The sequence below is a fragment of the Ruminococcus sp. genome (assembly GCF_019417665.1).
Classification (GTDB): domain Bacteria; phylum Bacillota; class Clostridia; order Oscillospirales; family Ruminococcaceae; genus Ruminococcus_C.
Window position 1 is genome coordinate 39,991 of sequence record NZ_DXUU01000012.1, and the last position, 21,043, is coordinate 61,033.

Here is a 21,043-nt window from a genome sequence, read left to right on the forward strand (position 1 = left end):
AAACGCTCCTCACTTTATCAGAATATCCTCTTTTCCCACCTGGTTTCTCCCGATTTCACCTAGAAGAATCCCTACATTTTCTCCCGCAGATGCTGTGTTTACCATTTTGCGAAAAAGTTCAATTCTCATCACAGAAACCTCCCGGCTAGTTCCGTCGATACGCTGTAATGTCAGAATATCCCCCACTTTTATAGTACCGTATTCTATCTTTCCGACAACCACAGTTCCCCTGCCAAAAATGGAAAAAGCATCCTGAACAGTGAGACGAAAAGTTTCATTTTCCCCGAAATTGCAAAACGAAGATGCGTTCCTTTCTTGCTTCTCTCGTTCTTCATAGTACAGTTCTACATCGGTTTTCGTCTTTTTCAAGAAATCAAATAATCTCATTTCATTTTTCCTTCCTACGACTTATATAATAGCCCATACTTTGCATAAAACGCCTCTACATCTTCTTCATTGCGCACAAGTTCCGCAAAACACAGCCGTTTTTCCGCCGGACTGTAAAAGCCGATGGTGGTTTCACCTGTGCAGGTACTGGATTCCATGCGAATGGATTCCGGCGTAAAGCCATTCGGAATGGGGAGCGGTTTTGATTTTTTGTGGAAAAGACTCATAGTGATACCCCTTATTCAAAATGATCGTTTGAATAAACAAAGAGTGCCGGCAAGACAAACTCTACCGACACCCCATATTCTCTCTGTTTACGATGCAATAAACGCACTGAACGCACGATAAGTCATATATACATCCAGTTTGGATACCACCTCAAAAGGTGCGTGCATAGACAGCACCGGCACGCCTACGTCAATGGTGTCGATGTCCAGATTTGCAATATATGCTGCAACGGTTCCACCGCCGCCTGCATCGACCTTACCAAGTTCCCCTGTCTGCCATACCACGCCGTCGGCATCCAGTACCCGGCGAATGGTTCCCACAAATTCCGCCGAAGCATCCGACGTACCGGACTTTCCCCGTGCACCGGTAAACTTTGTCACGCAAACGCCATGATTCAGATAAGCGCAGTTCTTCTGCTCCATAACATCCGGGAAAGTCGGATCAAATGCCGCATTAACATCTGCCGACAGGCACTGGGATGCATGCATGACATGACGCCCCTTTTCGCCGAAGCAGTCTGCCAGATCTTCCAGGAAGTAAGGCAAATAGGACGAGCACAGACCTGTATTGCCATCACTGCCTGTTTCTTCTTTATCTGTCAGGATCGTCACAGCCGTATGCACTGGTGTTTTGCAGTCCAGCAGTGCACGCAGTGCCGGATAAGCGCAGACACGGTCATCGTGTCCGTAACCGCCGATCATGCTGCGGTCAAATCCCAGTTCCCGCACCGGAAATGCCGGAACTGCTTCCAGCTCTGCCGACAGAAAATCAGTCTCAGTCATGCCGTATTTTTCGTTTAATATGCTGAGAATGTTCAGCTTCACCTGTTCGCTCTCCTCATCCTGGTTAAACGGCATGGAACCAACCAGAATGTTCAGTTCCTCGCCCCGGACGATCTCATTTGCCGGGCGCTTCATCTGCTGGGGCGCCAGATGGGGCAGCAGATCTGTAACACAGAATACCGGATCGCCGGCATCCTCACCGATGTTCACTTCTACGGAAGTGCCATCCGCCTTTACCACAACGCCGTGCAAGGACAGCGGAATGGTCGTCCACTGATATTTTTTTATGCCGCCATAATAGTGCGTCTTGAACATAGCCAGCTCATGATCCTCATACAGAGGATTCTGCTTCAGATCCAGACGAGGTGAATCAATGTGTGCAGCACAGAGACGCACGCCCTCACGGATGGGGGCAGTACCAATAACAGCGGCAATGACAGCCTTGCCCCGGTTGTTCACATAGATCTTATCACCGGCTTTCAAAGACATGCCCGGTGTAAAAGGCTTGAAGCCGTCCTGTTCCAGCAATGCCACAGCATTCTTGGCTGCCTCTCGCTCTGTCTTAGACGCATTCAAAAAAGCCATGTAATCCGCTGCAAACGCCGTGCTTGCTGCAAGTTCTTCCCCGGAGATCCGGTTTGCACCGTGTTTCGCCGCTGCAAACAGCTGTTCTTTCTTTTTCTTTGCTGCTGATGTTTTTTCTTCCATCTGAAAATCCTCCATTCTCAATACTTTTGAGTATTCTCATAAATAATCATACAAGTACGCCAAACTTGGCTTCATAATACCGGATGAGCTTTGCAGACAATTCCTGTGCTGCTTCTTCCAGTTCTAAAAAGGTCGTATTATTTTCAAGCACAGTGTCCGAATGCTCCCGAAAAAAGGATTCACTATGCTGCATCTGCATCCGCTTCTGTGCTGCTTCTTCGGAAATATGATCCCGTTTCATGATCCGCTGTTTTCGCAGTTCTGGCTCTGCCACCACAGAAATAATGAGATCGCAGAAATCATCTGCCCGGCTTTCAAACAGCGTTGGTGCATCCAGCAGGATCAGCTTATGGTTCTGCTGAGAAAAGTGGTGGATCATCCGCAGGATCTCTCCCATGATGTAGGGATACATAATGGTATTGAGCATTTCGAGCTTATGATGATCCGAAAAAGCAATGGCAGCCATTGCCTTGCGATCCAGTTCACCGTCTGCTGTCAAAATCACATCTGTGAAGCACTCCCGGAGATCCGCCAGACAATGAGAACCACGTTTTACCACCAGACGGGAGATCGCATCTGCGTCAATAAGCCGGAAACCGTTCTGCACAAACACCTTAGAAACTGTGCTCTTCCCTGCCCCCGTTTGACCGGTCAGACCGATCACCATAACTCCGTCGAGACTGTTCATACCTGTATCACCTCAAATCCTGCCGCACGAATGAGACGATTATAGACGGCCAGACCGATCCCTTCCGGCTTCGGCGCACGAACATAGACCTTCTGCGCATTCATATCGTCAAATTCACGCAATTTTGAAAAAATCTGCTGCGCCTGCTCCTGGTCATCTGAACCGTATGTCAAACACGGCACAGAAAGATCCTTTCCCTCGCCATCAAACACAAGGGCACAGATCCCTGTCTCCGCCTGTTGCTGAACCAGATCTGCAAATGCATTCCATGTACCTTCCACGAGAATCACGTGTGCGTGAGGCGAATAATGCTGATACTTCATCCCTGGTGACCGTACAGCCTGCCCTTCCTGCAGCTGATGCAGAATAGCAGGATCCAGAGTCACGTGGGGCACGACAGTTCCCAACATTTCCGCAGTCACAAACCCAGGCCGCAGGATTCGCACCGTATCCGCACTTTCCAGCGCAATGACTGTAGATTCGACGCCCACAGAACAGGCACCGCCATCTACTACTGCTGCAATTTTCCCCTGCATATCCCGAATCACATGCTCCGCCGTCGTAGGGCTGGGATAGCCGGAAATATTCGCAGAGGGTGCTGCAATGGGCGCACCAGACAACAGAATCAGCGCACGTGCCACCGGATGGGAGGGCATACGAACTCCCACGGTATCCAGACCGCCGGAAGTAATTTCCGGGATCTGTGCCTGCTTCGGCAGGATCATCGTCAGAGGACCTGGCCAGAACCGTTCCGCCAGCTTTTCTGCCAGAGGCGGTACTTCCGCAGCAATTTCTCCCAGCTGACGTATATCTGCAAGATGTACGATCAGGGGATTGTCTGCCGGCCTGCCCTTTGCAGCGAAAATCTGCCGCACTGCCTGTGGATTTCTGGCATCTGCGGCAAGACCGTATACCGTTTCTGTGGGAATACCCACAACCTGGCCATTCTTAAGTAACTCGGCAGCCTCCAGCAAATCAGAAGCACAATCCGAAAGTCGTTTCGTTTCCACGTTATTACGCCTCTTCCTGCTGCCCTGCCAGCCGTTCCAGTTCGTCCTCTGTGGCAAGAGCATCAAATACTTCGTCTAAATTTCCATTCATGATATCCTCCAGCCGATACAAGGTCAGACCGATCCGATGATCTGTCATGCGTCCCTGGGGAAAATTATAGGTACGAATCCGCTCGGAGCGGTCTCCGGTACCCACCTGCATTTTTCGTTCCGATGCAATTTTGTCATTCTGTTCCCGGAGCATTTGCTCATATAGACGAGATCGAAGAATTTTCATTGCCTTATCCTTATTTTTATACTGACTTCTCTCGTCCTGACATTCCACCACAAGCCCTGTGGGAAGATGGGTGATTCGCACCGCCGATTCCGTCTTGTTAATATGCTGTCCGCCGGCACCGCTTGCACGGAACACATCGATCCGCAGGTCGGTCGGCTGGATCTCCACAGCGACCTCATCCGCCTCTACCAGGACAGCCACTGTCACTGTAGAGGTATGGATGCGTCCCTGAGATTCCGTCTCAGGCACACGCTGTACCCGATGCACGCCGCTCTCATATTTCAGCCGGGAATAGGCACCTTCCCCCTCAATAGAAAAGCTGATTTCCTTATAGCCTCCCAGTTCTGTCTCGTTGGCGTTCAGCACTTCCTGCTTCCAACCCTGAGACTCTGCATACATGGTATACATCCGATATAAAGATGCTGCAAACAGGGATGCCTCGTCACCTCCAGCGCCGCCACGGATCTCAATAACCACGTTCCGATCATCGTCAGGGTCTTTCGGCAAAAGAAGCCGCTTCAGTTCCTCCTGAAGCGTATCCATCTCCGTCTTGCTGCTTTCCAGTTCTGCCTGTGCCATTTCACAAAGCTCTGCATCGTTCTCTGCCTCCAGCAGTTCCTTTGCCTCATCAAAATTATTCTGCGCACACAGATAAGCATGATACTTTTCCATGATGGGCTGCATATGCTTATATTCCCGCATCAGCTGCGCATACTGCTGATTGTCCGACACAACATCCGGATCCATCATTTTTTCCTGCATGAGATGATAGTTTTCTTCCATCTGCCGAAGCTTTTCGAGCATGCCGCTTTCCTGCCTTTCTTCCGTTTCCTGCGTACATATTTTTGGGATTATTATCCGTTTTCCGATGCTTCTCGCTGGATTTGTTTGATCCGGCGTTCGATCTTGTTTCTCGGCACCATAAATTCTCTGCCGCATCCGGTGCAGCGAAGCTTGAAATCCATTCCTGCACGGATCACATACATGGTATTACTGCCGCAGGGATGCGGTTTTTTCATCACCAAAATATCCGCTGGCCGCACGTCCACTGCCGATCCCTCCTTGCCTGCACTGCGTTCGAATCACATAAGTACATTTTATTATACCCCATTTCTTTAAATAAGGCAATATCTTCGGACAATATTTTTTTGTCTTTGTATAAAAACAATAAAAGCGCACCTAGAAATCCGGTGAAGTTACATAAAACAGAAAACTACTTTTTCATATTTTTTGCATTTTATTCTTTTTTATGATACAATATATTCCACCGGTGTCTTTCCGGTTATTGTTGCATAATCTATACCGTCTGAACATACACTAAACCAATCCGACTGCCGCCAGGAATGCTGCCGACAGTCATGGCTTCATGAATTCGTTGACAATATATTTTCAGGGAGGTCAAAATGAACAACTATTTACCGGAAGGAAGCCGGTTCCACACTGCCGAAAATCAGGCTGCATTACATAGCGTTGCCACTATGGAACACGCCATGTATGCCGGAACCATTTTAGAAGCTAGAGCCATTCTTTGTGACAGTAACCATGATCTAACGGTGCAGTTGCCTTGTATGAAAGGACGAATTCCACGGGAAGAAGGCGCCATGGGCATTGCTGAAGGAACGACAAGGGATATCGCACTGATTGCCCGTGCTGGAAAACCAGTCTGCTTCCGTATCCTGCGTATCGAGAATGACAAATCCGGCGAACCCATTGCGATACTCTCCCGCCGTTCGGTACAGGAAGAATGCTGGGCGAAGTATTTATCCCAGTGCAGACCGGGAGACATTATTCCGGCGAGAGTGACACATCTGGAACGCTTTGGCGCATTTATGGATATCGGCTGCGGTATTCCGTCCCTCCTTCCCATTGACACGATCTCTGTGTCCCGTATCGCACATCCAAGAGATCGGTTTACCGTGGGACAATCCATTCGTGCTATTGTACGCCAGGTGGAACCCAACCGTATTCACCTGACCCACCGGGAGCTGCTGGGCACATGGGAAGAAAATGCCGCACAGTTTTCCGCCGGGCAGACAGTCGCAGGCATCATTCGTTCCGTAGAATCCTACGGTGTTTTTGTGGAACTGACACCCAACCTCGCTGGACTGGCAGAACCGCACGAGGGTGTTTCCGCCGGACAGTGCGCCAGCGTCTATATCAAAGCCATTCTGCCAGAAAAAATGAAAGTCAAGCTGATCCTCATCGACGCCTTTGACCATACGGATCCCCCGGCGCCTATGCAATATTTCATCCAGGATGACCATATCGATCGCTGGCAGTACACCCCGGAGAAATCCGGCAGACTCATCGAGACTGTTTTTACAGAACAATAATAAAGGCAATACCGCACAAAGAGGCTGTTGCAAACAGTCAAGCGGAAAAGCGGCAGGAACATTGAACCGCCGTCTATGCGCTTGCTGATCCTGCAGCAGCCTTTTATGCCACCACACCATTTTCCGCTGCATTGCATAAATTGAAAGAGAAGCAGATCGCTTCCCAATCTTTCCATGGAAAAGAGGTCAATGAAATGCCAAAGATTTTTTTGAGCCCGTCCACGCAGGAGTGGAATGAATACGTAGGCGGCGGAAACGAAGAACAATATATGAATCTCATTGCAGACCGCATGGAACCATATCTGCGTTCCAGCGGTATTGCATTTGTCCGGAATGACCCCGACCGGAATGTCGCTGGTGCTATTGCTGATTCCAATGCGGGCTATTTCGACGTGCATCTGGCGCTTCACAGCAATGCTGCACCAGAAAGTCTCGCCGGAAAGCTCCGGGGCATTGACATTTATTATTCTCCCTATGACAAATACAGCGAAACACTGGCGGTCATTACGGCTAACAATTTTATGAGCATCTATCCTCTGCCAGATAAAGTCACATCACGTCCCACCACTACCCTGGGCGAAGTAACCCAGACAAAGGCACCGGCAATTCTCTGTGAGATCGGCTATCACGACAACGAAGAAGATGCCAATTGGATCCGCAGCAATCTGACCACCATCGCCATCAATCTGGTGCAGTCTCTGTGCGACTATTTCGGCATCCCTCTCATCGAAGCCGGGCCTGTCTTCCGGGGCACGGTCGTCACAGACGGCAGCGGCCTGAATATCCGCAGCTTTCCGTCCGTACAGGGACAGATCATCGGCTCTATCCCCAACGGTGGCATCGTAACAGTTTACAGCCGCACCAACGGATGGGATGTCGTCTCCTACCAGGGCATCATCGGCTATGCCAGCAGTGAATTTATTGTCATCTAAGATCCAGATCCTATCAAATGTGTGTTCCTATCTGGCAATTTGCAGGAGAACTATGTTCACCCCTCATCAAAGTGGTCTTGCAAGAATAAATTGCAAAATTGCATAAAAAGCCCGGTCTGTCTCTTGACAAATGGGCTGAAATGGGGTATAATAAAAATAAAGAAAGGGCACGCCGGTAAGACGGTCTGCTCCCACTAAGTGATTAAAGAAATAACCGCTTTAGTTGTCAGCTAGGGGCGGTTATTTCTTTTTGTATGCTAAGTATGTGAGAACCGCACGAACAACATTACAAACAATGCTTACAATCGCGGAAACAACACTCCACATCATAACGCATCACCTCCCATCTATCTGAAATAGATAAGTGGGAGCTGGAAATAGACCGCCATACCGTTTCTGGCGTACCCTTGTTTTCATTATACCAGAAGCTGTAAAATCTGTCAAGAAAAATTGCTTTGCGTAAACAAGACGATCTCAGCCTTGCATTTTTCTCCTGTTTCGGGTATAATAAGAGAAAACCATTGAACGGGAGTGTGTATGTCCATGAAAGACGGATTTATTAAAATTGCTTGTGTCACGCCGCCGCTTCGGGTGGCAGATTGTACCTATAATGCACAGCAGATCATTGTCCACGCCAAGGAAGCTGCTTCAGCCGGTGCAAAACTCATTGTATTCCCGGAACTTTGCATTACCGGATACACCTGCGGTGACCTGTTTCAGCAAAGTACCCTGATCCAGGGGGCACAGGATGCGCTGCTGACAATTTTACAGGAGACAAAAGATCTGCCTGCCATTGTCATTGTGGGACTTCCCTATGTCCACGGCAACGGACTGTATAACTGTGCTGCCGTCTGCTATGAAGGCGGCATTCTGGGCATGGTACCCAAGCAGAATATCCCCAATTACAGCGAATTCTATGAAGTGCGGCATTTTGCCGCCGGACCGGATGCATCCTGGGACTGTCCCCAGTCCTATCTTCGCATCCGTGACACACGTGGATTCGGCACGGTGAAATTCGGTGCAAAACAGCTTTTCACCTGCACAGAACTGCCGGATTTTGTATTCGGTGTGGAAATCTGTGAAGATGTCTGGGTCAGCGATACGCCCTCCGTCTATATGGCAAAGGCAGGAGCAACCATAATCGTAAACCTATCATGCAGCGACGAGATCATCGGCAAGGAGGACTATCGCCGTACTATACTCAAAGCGAAATCCGGCAGTCTGCTGTGCGCCTATGCCTATGCAGATGCCGGCTTCGGCGAATCCACGCAAGACATGGTCTTTGCCGGACACAATCTGATCCTGGAAAACGGCTCGCTTCTGGCAGAATCTCAGCTGTTTACTCAGGGGATTCTTTATGCCGATGTGGATGTCCAGCGGCTTGCCGGAGAACGCCGCCGTTCCAACACATTCCAGACGCAAATGGAAGAAAATATTGTTGCCACCGCTTTTTCCATGCCCCTGACAGAGACCAAGCTGACACGCTGGATCGATCCATCCCCCTTTGTCCCCAAGGTCGACCAAGAATTGTCTCAGCGCTGTGAAATAATTCTGATGCTACAGGCAACGGGACTTGCCACACGCCTGAAGCACATCGGCTGTAAAACCGCTGTTGTGGGTCTGTCCGGCGGACTAGATTCCACCCTGGCATTGATCGTTATGGTACACGCCTTCCGTATCTGCGGACTGGATTCCTCCGGCATGATCGCCGTGACCATGCCCTGCTTTGGTACGACTGACCGCACCTATCAGAACGCCTGCCGTCTGGCAAAGGCATATGGCGCAACGCTGCGGGAAATCACCATCCAGGACAGTGTCCGGCAGCACTTTGCGGATATCGGACATGACGAAACTGTCCACGATGTGACCTATGAAAATTCCCAGGCACGGGAACGCACCCAGGTGCTCATGGATCTGGCAAACCAGACTGGCGGTATCGTTATCGGTACAGGCGATCTGTCCGAACTGGCACTGGGCTGGGCAACGTACAACGGCGATCATATGAGCATGTATGCGGTGAATGCCTCTATCCCCAAAACCCTGGTGCGGTATCTGGTAGCATATGAGGCGTCCCAGACAGAGGATACCCTTTCTGCCGTGCTGCGGGATGTACTGGACACCCCGGTCAGCCCGGAGCTTCTGCCGCCGGAACAGGATGGCACCATTGCCCAGAAGACCGAAGATATTGTGGGACCATATGCACTCCATGACTTTTTCCTGTATTATGTACTGCGTCTGGGCTTTGCGCCCCACAAAATCTACCGGCTGGCGCAGATTGCATTCAAAGGCACCTACGATGATACCACCATCCTGAAATGGCTGAAAAAATTCTACTGGCGGTTCTTCTCCCAGCAGTTCAAGCGGAGCTGTCTCCCAGACGGTCCCAAAGTGGGCAGCGTGACCCTGTCTCCCAGAGGCGACTGGCGTATGCCCAGCGATGCTTGCGTAACATTGTGGCAGAAGGATCTGGAATCTCTGGAAGCATAAAAAAAGCGCATAGAACGGATCAACATCACCGTCTATGCGCTTTTTTATCATCGAATAACTTAAAATTCAATTTTAACTGTAAAATCGTGCCATCTTCAAGACATCCAGATCAAACCAGGTACGCACCGAGTCCGGCAGCCACGAGCTTTTCAGCAGCAGCGGCATGAGATACAATGCAGCAAGCCCGAAAAGCACGCCCAGAACAGCACCGCATACCACATCGGAGGGATAGTGTGCTCCCAGATAGAGTCTGGAAAAGGCGATCAACACCGCCAGTGTCATTGCTGCCAAACCAACCCAGAGGGGCAGCATACTCAAAAACACAGTTGCTACCGCAAAGGAACTGGAAGTATGCCCGGACGGAAAGGAAAAATCCTGCGGCCGCCGGATCAGCACTGTCAAACCCTGAATACGGTCAAATGGACGTACCCGTGCCACCAGGTGCTTTAACATGATATTATTGATAAAAATAGAAAACAACAGTGACAGCAGTGCAGTCACAGACGCTCTTCGTGTCTCCGGACGAAACAGCAGACAGGCACATGCTGTCAGCCAGATGATACCGCCGTTTCCCAGAAATGTAGCAATTTTCATGGCCAACGTCAACCCGGCACGTCGGAAATGTTCCTGGAGCCACAAAAGCGCTTGACGATCCCAGTTTCGCAAATTGTGCAGCATACTTGCCGTCCCCTTTCTGTTCCGATCCATACAGATCAGGCGAATATGCCTGTTTTCGTTTTCTTTATTAGTAGTATACCACAGCTAAAATGAAAATGCAAGGATTCATTCATATTTTTCTTCTACTTAACGATACAAAAAAATTCCATGTCGTATTAAAATTGTAAATTCCGCTCAAAAAATTGTATATTTCTCCTGGCAAACGTAAAAAAGTGTTGACACAACTAAAAAAATATGGTACAATAAGTACAAAATTTATTCCTTAGAGGAGGATATTATGTTATGAGAAAAATCTCCCAAAAGCTGCTGACAGTTCTGACTGCCGGCGCAATGACTGTGAATGGCGTCATGATGAATTCATTGGCATCTTTCGCAGCAGAAGGCACAAAATATGAAGTTGAAAGCGGCACTGTCACCGGTACCGTCAAAGAAGACGCAACGGCTTCCAGCGGAAGTTATGTTTTCTTTGAAAACGGCGGTGAAAAGGCAACCGTAACCATTCCCATCGAAACCACCGGCATGTATGATATCTTCGTAGGATACTCCTCTCCCTACGGTGACAAGATCGAATATCTTACTGTAAACGGTGCAAGTTCCGGTTCTTTCAGTTGTACAACAACAGATGAGGGGGAATGGACCGAGGTAAACACCGGCAGCGTAAAGTTGACTGCCGGCGACAATGAAATCGGCGTGGAATGCAATTGGGGCTGGGTCAACATCGATTATATCCGTGTGGAAGCAGCAACGCTGCCGGAGGTAATTGCAACTGATACAGCCTGCTGTGATACTGAAGCAACCGCTGAAACGCAAAAGCTCATGGAATATCTCTCCACTGTATACGGTAAAAACGTCATCTCCGGTCAGCAGGAATATTATGGTTCTTCCAGAGAGGATGAGTTCAATTACATCCAGGAAAAAACTGGCGAACAGCCCGTAATCCGCGGCTTTGACTTCAGCGACAGCTGTCCCCTTTATGCATGGGATGACGGTGTTACAAGCCGTATCATCAGCTGGGTAAAGGATTCCGGCGGTATCGCAACGGCAAGCTGGCACATCAATGTTCCTACCAGCATGAGCGATTACACAGAAGGCGGTACACTGGCTTGGGACAAGACAACCTATTCTGAAAAGACTGATTTTGTTACTGCAAACTGCATGGTTGAAGGTACAAAAGAACACGAATATTTCCTCCGTGCTGTAGATAATCTTGCAGCAGAACTGAAAAAAGTTGCAGATGCAGATGTTCCGCTTCTGTTCCGCCCGTTCCACGAAGCAGAGGGTAACGGCGGTGCTGACGGCAGCGGCGCATGGTTCTGGTGGTCAAAAGAAGGCGCAGATGTTTACGTACAGCTATATCAGTATCTGTACAACCTGCTGACAAATAAATATGCTCTGCACAACCTCATCTGGGAATTCAACAGCTACACCTACAGTGACGATTCTGCACTGTTCTATCCGGGTGCTGATTATGTTGACATCATCGGATATGACAAATATAATGCCACTAACTGGTCTACCCACACGACATCGCCAAATGAGAGTGCAATCTCTTCCACATTCTATGGTCTGATCAAAATGTATGACAATACCAAAATGATCGCCATGATGGAGAACGACACCATTCCTTCTGTACAAAACATGACAGAAGAAAGTGCGTACTGGCTGTACTTCATGCCCTGGTATGGCGAACACCTGATGGACTCCAATTACAACAATCCGGATACGCTAACTGAAATTTATCAGAGTGATCTGGTAATCACTCTGGACGAATTCAAGGAAGCATATGCTGCATTTAAGCCGTCTGGCACAACGCAAAGCCGTGTGACAACTTCAAGCACATCCAGAACAACAACTACCACTGCAAGCACACCTGCACCAGATCCCAGCAAGGGCGATCCGGGCAGCATTGCAGTCAAGGGCGGCAACTATAATGTAACTTTTGACAGAGCCATCGGTGATACAATGATTCTGGATTTCACTTGCCCGGATAATGTTGCTTATGCAAATGGCTGTGTTGGCATTTCTGTCAATGTAGACGGCACAGACTATTGGGTATCCTACAAGTGGGAAATTGACGGCGCTGGCGATATCACATTCAAATTAGATAAGCCGTTTGAGATCTCTTACAACGCAGGAGCTGCCAAGGTTGAGGACGCAGACCAGATCGCAAAGATCAGCGCAGCTGCACAGGAGCAGACCGCCGCACAGATCCAGGTATGGTGGGCAAACGACAGCGATGAAAATTCTCTAAAAACTTCCGAGGTTGTTCTGATCGGTGCTTATCTGCCGAAGTCCGACACATCGGATACAACAGCATCCTCTGACATCGAAACCTCAACGACAACAACAACAGCAACTACTGCCGATCCGATTGCTACTGTTCCGGGTGAAATCACAGAGAATGGCAGCAACTACGACATCACATTTGACAGAGCTATCGGCGATACGGTGATCCTAGACTTTATCGCTTCACCCGGCACCTCCGTCTCTTATGCAAACGGCTGCATTGGTATTTCTGCAACAGTAGACGGCACTGATTACTGGGTATCCTATAAGTGGGAAATGGATCAGGTCGGCAAAATCACTGTAACACTGGATAAACCGTTTGAAGTTTCCTACAATGACGGCGCAGACAAAGTAGAAGATGCAGACATGATCGCTGCCATCAGCGCCGCTGCACTGGAACAGAATACCGCACAGGTTCAGGTATGGTGGGCGAATAACCCCGGCGGCGATTCTGTTGCTACTTCTGAAGTTGTTTTGACTGGTGCTTATCTGCCGCTTCCCAACAGCGATAATTCAGATACCACAACAGAGTCTACCACTACTGAAACCACTACAGTTTCTTCCGATGAGACTACAACAACAACCAAAACCAGCGGCGATGTAACACCGACACTGTATGGTGACATCAATGTAGATGGCAGAGTAGATATTACAGACGCTGTTCTGCTGAACAAGGCTGTGGCTGGCCAGGTGAAACTGTCCGATCAGGCTGCTGCAAATGCAGACTGCTATGTAAACAACGAGGTAAATGGCGATGACAGCGTTACTCTTCTGAAGTTCCTGGTTCATCTGGTGGACACGATTCCTGTAACGGAATAATCAAAGCAAACAGATCGTTGATCCTTTTTCAAGAAGGCTGTTCCAATGTGGAGCAGCCTTCTTTCCATTAAAATAAAAAAGGAACTATTGCACTGAACAGTTCCCTTTTGTGTATTATGACTAATTCCATTTGATTCCGTCTAATTGCGCCATTTTTTCCGATAGGAACCGGCGGAGCTTCCCTCAATTGTACGAAAAATTCGATTGAAATAGCTGGAATCCTGGAGGCCGCACTTTTCTGAAATTTCATCCACCTGTAAATCTGTGAAGCGCAGCAGTTTCTTCGCATAATTCAAACGGCATTGGTTGATAAATTGTATAATAGTAATGCCATATTTCTTCTTGAATCCCCGGAGCATATAATATTTGCTGATACCAAACATCTCACTCAGTTCTCCTAATGTGATTTTATCCGCAAAATGCTCTTCCAAATAACTATGAATCATCTCCCACTTCTGCGTCATATTACTGACAGCACGATGGGATTCCGCTGCATTTGCTGTTAGCAGTTGCGTCATCATCTGAGATAAATACTGGGAAATATATAATTCAAAGTTTGGAGACTGTTCCACAGATGCTTCCCGGATCTGTTGAAACAGCGGCAGAAAATTTTCAGCCGTCTTCGGAAGCACCATAGATGAGTTACGTTGCTGGAACACTTCATACAATGCCGGCATGGCATAACCATTCCAATGAATCCATAAAAATTGCCATGGGTCTGCTGCGCTGCTGCAATGGGAATAAGGCTGATTACAATCCAGAAATACTGCATCTCCCTGCCGCACAATATACGTTTCATTCGCAACGGTAAACGTCCCCTGCCCTTTTTGAACCAATACCAGCAAATACGTATCCAGCGAGTCTCTGGTGTTCTGATGAGGCTGGCTGCACGCCATAGTTCCAATTTCCTGCACGTAAAACAATGCTTCCCGAGCAAGTCCAGAAGGCGTGCAAATAACTCGTTCTGATTTCATCCACGCATTTTCCACAGTCTCTATGTATTCGTGCGTATCCATATTGCAATCACATCTCCAAAAAACAATATACCTTTATATTACCAAAAATCCGGCAGTAAATCAAGTACTTTATAAAAACTTTCACAATTCAATTTGAATTTCCTTTCAAGAATTTGTCATGTATGTACAAAAAAAGCATCGCAGAACCCTGTTCCCTGCGATGCTCAGATGGATTACAATGAAGTTTTCTGTTTTGGCTCATTTCTGGTACAAACCCAAACACAGAAGTAAAAAATCAGGATCACTGCCAAAGCACTTCCTGCATTCAGGAAAGATTCCGAACAGGAAAAATGTCTCCCTGCAATCGGAATTTTTTGCAGTTCGTCAAGAAATGCCACCGCCGTACAGCATAGCGCCGGAGGAAGTATCCGTTTCCATATAGCATATCGTTCCAGAAGCAATTGCCAAAACATTGCAAAAATGCAGCCAAGAACAGCATAGAGAAAGACATGCGCCATTTTCCGCAAAAACAGATTCAGGTGGTTTAGCTGTGCCTCCGTAGGAGCATCATAGATCCAGCAGCCGATTTTTCGGGCAAAACGCATACTATCACGCAGAGTTTCTGCACCGTTTGCTGTGGAAAGCTTCCACATAAGAATCAGCCAAGCAGCCATAACAATCAGCAATACAATGGCTTTTTTCTGATTGCGCATTTTTTCACATCCTTTGAATCCACATTTTTTTATTCTGTAGAGATCTGTTTACACTATTCATTGCACAGTGCAAGCAATTCTTCCGGCGTAAAGGTATACTGCTTTTTACAAAAATGGCAGTTAACATCTACCGATTTGCCCTCCGCAGCAAGCTTTGTTAGTTCCTCCTTGCCCAGAGCAGTCAGCACACGCTCTGTCCGTTCCCGACTGCAATCACACTGATAGTGCACCTCTGCCTCGTCCAGCAAATTAGGCTCCAACCCATCCAGCAGCCGAAGTGCGATCTGTTCTGTCGTCATACCCTGTTCCATCATGGCTGTCACCGGCGGCAGGGTTTTCAGATTCCGTTCAATGGTATCAATACATGCATCACTGGCAAAGGGCAGCACCTGAATCAAAAATCCTCCTGCAACTTTCACCGTCAGATCTGGATTCACCAGCACGCCCAATCCACAGACAGTAGGCGTCTGCTCACTGGTGGCGAAATACTGTGCCACATCCTCAGCAATTTCCCCGGAGACCAATGGCACCATACCCACATACGGTTCCTTCAGTCCCAGATCTTTCACCACAGAAAGAGTACCGTCTATACCAACTGCGCCACCCACATCCAGTTTGCCCTGAGCATTCAGAGGCAGTTCTACGATAGGCTGATCCACATCCGCTTTGACATTGCCATAACTATCTGCCACAGCAACCAGCATTCCCACCGGACCACCGCCTTTGACACGAAGTGTCACGCTGTCATTTTCGCTTTTCAGACCATATCCCATCATGCTCGCCGCAATGGACAATCGACCCAGTGCCGCTGTCACCACCGCAGATGTCTCATGGATTTGTTCCATTTTCGAAATCATATCTGTTGCATCCGCTGCACATGCCACAACGGAGGCATCCTTTGCAATAACACGTTTCAAAATTCCCATATTAATCTCCATTCTGCCGCTGTGGCGTCAGCACAAATAGGAATGAAAAAGCTGCCACAAAAACTTGCTTTTTCTTTTATGATGTTGTATAATATAATTGATTATTAATAAGGAACTCCCGGCTTCAATTAAAAGTGCATCCACCCACCGGAAATTGAAGTGCAGGTGCTCGTTCCGACCTATAAAAGCATTCCAAAGGTGGAAATATTTTAAATTTGGCTCACATTGTGGGTCTTTTTGTGTTGCTTGAACATCAAAATAGTATTTTTCACGCTATGCTTCCTTTCTAGCCGCAATTACCATGCGCTCGCTGTCATCCCGCAGGGGTTCCATAGTATCCGCATGATATACACCAATAACAGAAAATCCAGCCTCCCGCAAAGCCGCTGTCACCTGTTCCGGCGCATAGGCACGTTCTGTCAGCGTTTCCTCCTGACGGCAATAGCGTCCGTCCTCGCACAGCTGGAACAATTCCAGTATAATATCCACAGTGCAGCCGTCCTCTCGCAGGGTATTTTCCCAAACGCAGTATACCTCGTCTGTTTCATAAATATAAACCTGATTCCCCAGCAATTTCTGATGCTTATACAACGTATTCATATCAAACACGAACAAACCGCCTGGTTCTGTGACATCCGCCACACGCCGGAATACCTTCTGTACATCAGAAAGATCCGGCAAATGGTTCAAGCTGTCCAGAGTGCAGATGGTCACATCCACTGTGCCATATAGTTCCAGCTCACGCATATCCTGCTGCACGTATTGAATAGGCAGTCCCTGAGCAATTTTCTTTTCCATGGCTTGGCTCAGCATTCCGGCGGAATAATCCACGCCAATCATGTCATAACCGCACTTTGCCATTTCTTCTGTCATTGTGCCCGTGCCGCATGCCAGATCCAGCATAACATTTCCCTTTGATCGGAGGTTTTCCCGAATCAGAGCGTTCAGATATACTGCACGTGCCGGATAGTCTACATTTCCCGTCAGAGTGTCGTAATAAAAGGAAAACGTCTCATACCCTGTTCCTTCCATAAGTCCTCCATCCAAAACAGGGGAGCACAGCGAAAGCCGTGTCCCCTGTTCTTTTTTCATACAGTTTAAGAAGCTGTCTTCACAAGAATTTGAAAACGTCTTTTCTTGTGAAGACAGCTTCTAAGTTCCTCAGCGTTTTTTATTCGGATTGCGTCGCTGACCGCCGAAGCTGCCGTCATCTGCACCTGCATTGGGTGCATCTGGCTTGGAAACCTGTTCCCGCTCCGGTGCCTGATTCTTTTGCAGTTTCACTGTCAAAAGCATACGGATGGTATCTTCACGGATAGAGTCTACCATTGCATCAAACATTTCGAAGCCCTCATAACGATATTCGACAACCGGATTCTGCTGACCGTATGCACGCAGACCAATACCCTTCTTCAGTTCGTTCATATCGTCGATGTGCGCCATCCACTTGGTATCTACAACCTTCAGCAGAACCACACGTTCCAGCTCACGCATGATCTCGTCGCCGTACTCGTCTTCCTTCGTCTGATAGAGTTCCTTTGCCTTTTCAGTCAGCGCTTCTATAATATCATTTGCAGTCAATGCAGCCAGATCTTGATCATCATATTCCAAATCGCCTTCTTCTGTGATCCAGCCCAAGAAGTGATCCCGGAGACCAATGAGATTCCACTGATTGTGATCTGTTTCCTCTTCATTGATATACTGCTTTACAGTTCCGTCTACCAGTTCTTCCATCATCTTAATGATGCTGTCGTGAATATCCTCACCATCCAGAACCTGTGCACGCTGTTTGTAGATGATCTCACGCTGGGTATTCATAACATCGTCATAGTTCAGGACATTCTTACGGATATTGAAGTTCCGTCCCTCTACCTTACGCTGAGAGGACTCAATAATCTTCGTGAGTGCCTTACTCTCAATGGGCGTATCTTCGTCCACATTCAGCGTACGCATCATATTTTCCAAACGATCACCAGCAAAAATACGCATCAGATCATCTTCAACAGACAGGAAGAAACGGCTTTCACCCTCATCGCCCTGACGACCGGAACGACCACGCAGCTGATTATCAATACGGCGAGATTCGTGACGTTCTGTACCTAAAATATACAGACCGCCGGCTTCCTTTACAGCAACTGCCTTTTCCTTGACCTCTTCGCTGAACTTCTTATACAGTTCCTGATATACAGCTCTGGCATCCAGGATCTCCTGATCATCTGTATCGGCAAAACCAATGGCTTCTGTAATGATCTCTTCTGGGTAGTCACGCTTACGCATTTCTGCCTTTGCCAGAAATTCCGCATTACCGCCCAGCATAATATCAGTACCACGGCCTGCCATATTGGTTGCAATGGTAACTGCACCCAACTTACCTGCCTGTGCAACAATCTCTGCTTCCTTTGCGTGATACTTTGCATTGAGGACTTCATGCTTGATGCCCTTACGTTTCAGCATGGAGGAGAGCAATTCTGACTTTTCAATGGAAATCGTACCTACCAGAACCGGCTGTCCCTTTTCGTGGCACTCCGAGATCTGCTCAATGATTGCCTTATATTTCCCCTTTTCAGTACGATAAATCAGGTCTGTATGGTCAATACGCTGTACCGGGCGGTTCGTCGGCACGGCAATAACATCCAACTTATAGATCTCACGGAATTCGTCTTCCTCTGTCATTGCGGTACCGGTCATACCGGACAGCTTGTTGTACAGACGGAAGTAGTTCTGGAAGGTAATCGTTGCCAGGGTCTTGGACTCCTGAGCCACCTTCACATCTTCCTTGGCTTCGATTGCCTGGTGCAGGCCGTCATTGAAGCGGCGTCCCAACATCTTACGGCCAGTAAATTCGTCAATAATGATGACTTCGCCGTCTTCTACGATGTAATCAATATCTTTGCGCATAACACCGTTTGCTTTCAGCGCCTGGTTGACGTGGTGGAGCAGTGTCATGTTGTCTGGATCCATAAGATTCTCTACTGCAAAGTATTCCTCCGCCTTCTTGACGCCACGGCGTGTGATCGTTGCAGTTTTTGCCTTTTCATCCACGATGTAATCAGCGTTTTCATTTATCTCTTCCTGATCCTGCTTGTCGTCCATTTCTACGACAGTTGCCGGAGTCAAGGTCTTGGCAAACTTGTCCACAACACCGTACAATGCGGTAGACTTATCACCCTTACCAGAAATGATCAGCGGTGTTCTCGCTTCGTCAATAAGGATAGAGTCCACCTCGTCCACAATAGCGAAATTGTGCTCCCGCTGTACCTTGTCCTTCTTATAGATAACCATGTTATCACGCAGATAGTCAAAGCCCAATTCGTTATTGGTGCCGTATGTAACGTCACAGTTATAGGCGGCACGGCGCTGGTCGTTATTCAGACCATGAAGAATACAGCCAACTGTCAGCCCCAGAAACCGCAGCACCTTGCCCATTTCATCAGACTGCGTTTTTGCCAGATAGTCGTTGACTGTAACTACATGAACGCCCTTACCCGGCAGTGCATTCAGATAAGCAGCCACGCAGGCAACCAGAGTTTTACCTTCACCAGTTTTCATTTCGGCAATACGGCCCTGATGGAGTACAATAGCACCAATGATCTGCACCGGGAACGGACGCTTGCCCAAAACACGATCAGCCGCTTCACGTACGGTTGCCAGTGCTTCTGCCTCCATGCTTTCCAAGGACTCACCGTCCTCCAGACGCTCCCGGAATTCGTTGGTTTTTTCTTTCAGTTCTGCATCCGAAAGTGCCTTATATTCTTCTTCCAGATCCATTACTTTGTTTTTTAACGGTTCAATACGTGCAAGCTCGCGGGTGCTGTAGGAACCGAATACTTTACTAAAAATGCCCATGAATTTACCGCCTTTTATTCAAATTATACAGTTATTAGTATATCACGATCGTGACATTTTGTCAATAGGATTTGATAGGTTCTACACAAATTTACACTTTTTCTTCGCAGGAAGGACAAAATTCTGCCATAGGGCAGCCCTTGCACTGTGGTTTCCGGGCACGACAGGTATCCCGTCCGAACCAAACGATACGATGGCAGAAATCTGAGGAGCGTTCCGGCGGCACGAGAGGTCTTAAATCCCGCTCCACCTGTACCGGATCCTTGCTCTTGGTCAGTCCCAATCTGCCGGTAATACGGATAAAGTGAGTATCTGCCACAATTGCCGGCTTTCCATAAACATCCCCCAGAATGAGATTTGCCGTCTTGCGTCCCACGCCGGACAGAGTGAGCAGTTCCTCCATGGTATCCGGAACAACGCCGTTAAAATTCTCCAGCAGCTGTCCTGCCATTTCCTTGATGCTTTTGGCTTTCATGTGATAAAAGCCGCAGGGACGCACGATCTCCTCCAGATCGGCAATATCCGCTGCTGCAAAGTCCTCCAGGGTGGGATAAGCAGCGAACAGCTTTGGGGTCACAAGATTCACCCGGGCATCGGTGCACTGGGCAGACAGCCGGACAGCAATGAGCAGCTCGTATGGTTTTTCGTATTTCAAAGCACAGGTTGCTTCGGGATAGACCTGCTCCAGAGTCTCGCAGGCACGGAGCGCACGTTCTTTTTTGGTCATGTTGGATTCGTTCCTTTCTAAATAGATTCCATTTTTCTAAAACTGCATTCTTCTGCAATAAATTAGAAGTTAGCCATATGCTCATTTTGGAAAAATAATATTCCCTGAGTATTTTTTTGATTTATATACTCTTTCAGATTCTTCGTTTGAAATGATTTCGGCATAAAATTCAGGTGACTAATTTCTCGTTATTCTGTTTTGTGTGATTCTAGGGACACGCTGAATAAAAGCGATAGTTGAAAAAAACCGCACCAATCATT

General features: G+C 48.0%; 18 protein-coding genes. 4 read left to right on the top strand and 14 right to left on the bottom strand.

The window, feature by feature from the left end; translation table 11 throughout:
* Nucleotides 1–9 precede the first annotated feature (9 nt).
* From QZ375_RS04945 to QZ375_RS04975, 7 genes are all read right to left on the bottom strand, one after another.
* The gene (locus QZ375_RS04945) at nt 10–387 is read right to left on the bottom strand and encodes an EF-Tu/IF-2/RF-3 family GTPase (RefSeq protein WP_295216134.1); all 378 of its coding nucleotides are present in this window, start codon (nt 385–387) and stop codon (nt 10–12) included.
* Between the two features lie 14 nt (nt 388–401).
* Nucleotides 402–614 carry a hypothetical protein gene (locus QZ375_RS04950; protein WP_295216137.1) on the bottom strand — a complete coding sequence of 71 codons (213 nt, stop codon included), beginning with the start codon at nt 612–614 and terminating at the stop codon, nt 402–404.
* 87 nt (nt 615–701) lie between these two features.
* Complete coding sequence (locus QZ375_RS04955) at nt 702–2,105, bottom strand: aminopeptidase (protein WP_295216141.1); 1,404 nt, start codon at nt 2,103–2,105, stop codon at nt 702–704.
* A gap of 46 nt (nt 2,106–2,151) precedes the next feature.
* Nucleotides 2,152–2,793 (bottom strand): dephospho-CoA kinase, encoded by a 642-nt coding sequence (gene coaE, locus QZ375_RS04960; protein WP_295216144.1) that lies wholly within the window; start codon nt 2,791–2,793, stop codon nt 2,152–2,154.
* Entirely contained in the window at nt 2,790–3,803 is a 1,014-nt protein-coding gene (locus tag QZ375_RS04965; RefSeq protein WP_295216149.1) for an L-threonylcarbamoyladenylate synthase, read from the bottom strand. The genes coaE and QZ375_RS04965 overlap by 4 nt, the downstream gene beginning before the upstream one ends.
* Before the next feature lie 4 nt (nt 3,804–3,807).
* On the bottom strand, nt 3,808–4,884 hold the full coding sequence (prfA, locus tag QZ375_RS04970; protein WP_295216152.1) for a peptide chain release factor 1: 1,077 nt from the start codon (nt 4,882–4,884) through the stop codon (nt 3,808–3,810).
* A gap of 50 nt (nt 4,885–4,934) precedes the next feature.
* The gene (locus QZ375_RS04975; RefSeq protein WP_295216155.1) at nt 4,935–5,129 is read right to left on the bottom strand and encodes a DUF951 domain-containing protein; all 195 of its coding nucleotides are present in this window, start codon (nt 5,127–5,129) and stop codon (nt 4,935–4,937) included.
* Nucleotides 5,130–5,483: 354 nt separating this feature from the next.
* On the opposite strand from QZ375_RS04975, the gene QZ375_RS04980 reads away from it, so the two are divergent.
* The 3 genes from QZ375_RS04980 (at nt 5,484) to QZ375_RS04990 (ending at nt 9,832) form a co-directional block, all read left to right on the top strand.
* On the top strand, nt 5,484–6,413 hold the full coding sequence (locus tag QZ375_RS04980) for a S1 RNA-binding domain-containing protein (protein WP_295216158.1): 930 nt from the start codon (nt 5,484–5,486) through the stop codon (nt 6,411–6,413).
* 194 nt (nt 6,414–6,607) lie between these two features.
* Complete coding sequence (locus QZ375_RS04985; protein ID WP_295216162.1) at nt 6,608–7,345, top strand: N-acetylmuramoyl-L-alanine amidase; 738 nt, start codon at nt 6,608–6,610, stop codon at nt 7,343–7,345.
* A 543-nt stretch (nt 7,346–7,888) separates the two neighbouring features.
* Entirely contained in the window at nt 7,889–9,832 is a 1,944-nt protein-coding gene (locus QZ375_RS04990) for an NAD(+) synthase (protein WP_295216194.1), read from the top strand.
* Nucleotides 9,833–9,904: 72 nt separating this feature from the next.
* On the opposite strand, the gene QZ375_RS04995 is transcribed toward QZ375_RS04990, so the two are convergent.
* Nucleotides 9,905–10,510 carry a phosphatase PAP2 family protein gene (locus tag QZ375_RS04995; RefSeq protein WP_295216165.1) on the bottom strand — a complete coding sequence of 202 codons (606 nt, stop codon included), beginning with the start codon at nt 10,508–10,510 and terminating at the stop codon, nt 9,905–9,907.
* A gap of 282 nt (nt 10,511–10,792) precedes the next feature.
* Between QZ375_RS04995 and QZ375_RS05000 the strand changes: the two genes are divergently transcribed.
* On the top strand, nt 10,793–13,615 hold the full coding sequence (locus QZ375_RS05000; protein WP_295216168.1) for a glycosyl hydrolase: 2,823 nt from the start codon (nt 10,793–10,795) through the stop codon (nt 13,613–13,615).
* Between the two features lie 140 nt (nt 13,616–13,755).
* Here QZ375_RS05000 and QZ375_RS05005 read toward each other — a convergent pair whose 3' ends face one another.
* From QZ375_RS05005 to nth, 6 genes are all read right to left on the bottom strand, one after another.
* Nucleotides 13,756–14,631, bottom strand: a complete 876-nt coding sequence (locus tag QZ375_RS05005) for an AraC family transcriptional regulator (RefSeq protein WP_295216171.1) — start codon at nt 14,629–14,631, stop codon at nt 13,756–13,758.
* A 173-nt stretch (nt 14,632–14,804) separates the two neighbouring features.
* The gene (locus tag QZ375_RS05010) at nt 14,805–15,284 is read right to left on the bottom strand and encodes a VanZ family protein (protein ID WP_295216173.1); all 480 of its coding nucleotides are present in this window, start codon (nt 15,282–15,284) and stop codon (nt 14,805–14,807) included.
* 53 nt (nt 15,285–15,337) lie between these two features.
* Nucleotides 15,338–16,210, bottom strand: a complete 873-nt coding sequence (hslO, locus tag QZ375_RS05015) for an Hsp33 family molecular chaperone HslO (RefSeq protein ID WP_295216178.1) — start codon at nt 16,208–16,210, stop codon at nt 15,338–15,340.
* A gap of 273 nt (nt 16,211–16,483) precedes the next feature.
* Nucleotides 16,484–17,242, bottom strand: coding sequence for a class I SAM-dependent methyltransferase (locus QZ375_RS05020; protein ID WP_295216181.1), 759 nt, complete (start codon nt 17,240–17,242; stop codon nt 16,484–16,486).
* A 129-nt stretch (nt 17,243–17,371) separates the two neighbouring features.
* Entirely contained in the window at nt 17,372–20,056 is a 2,685-nt protein-coding gene (secA, locus tag QZ375_RS05025; RefSeq protein ID WP_295216184.1) for a preprotein translocase subunit SecA, read from the bottom strand.
* A gap of 91 nt (nt 20,057–20,147) precedes the next feature.
* On the bottom strand, nt 20,148–20,783 hold the full coding sequence (gene nth, locus QZ375_RS05030) for an endonuclease III (RefSeq protein ID WP_295216187.1): 636 nt from the start codon (nt 20,781–20,783) through the stop codon (nt 20,148–20,150).
* Between the last annotated feature and the right edge of the window lie 260 nt (nt 20,784–21,043).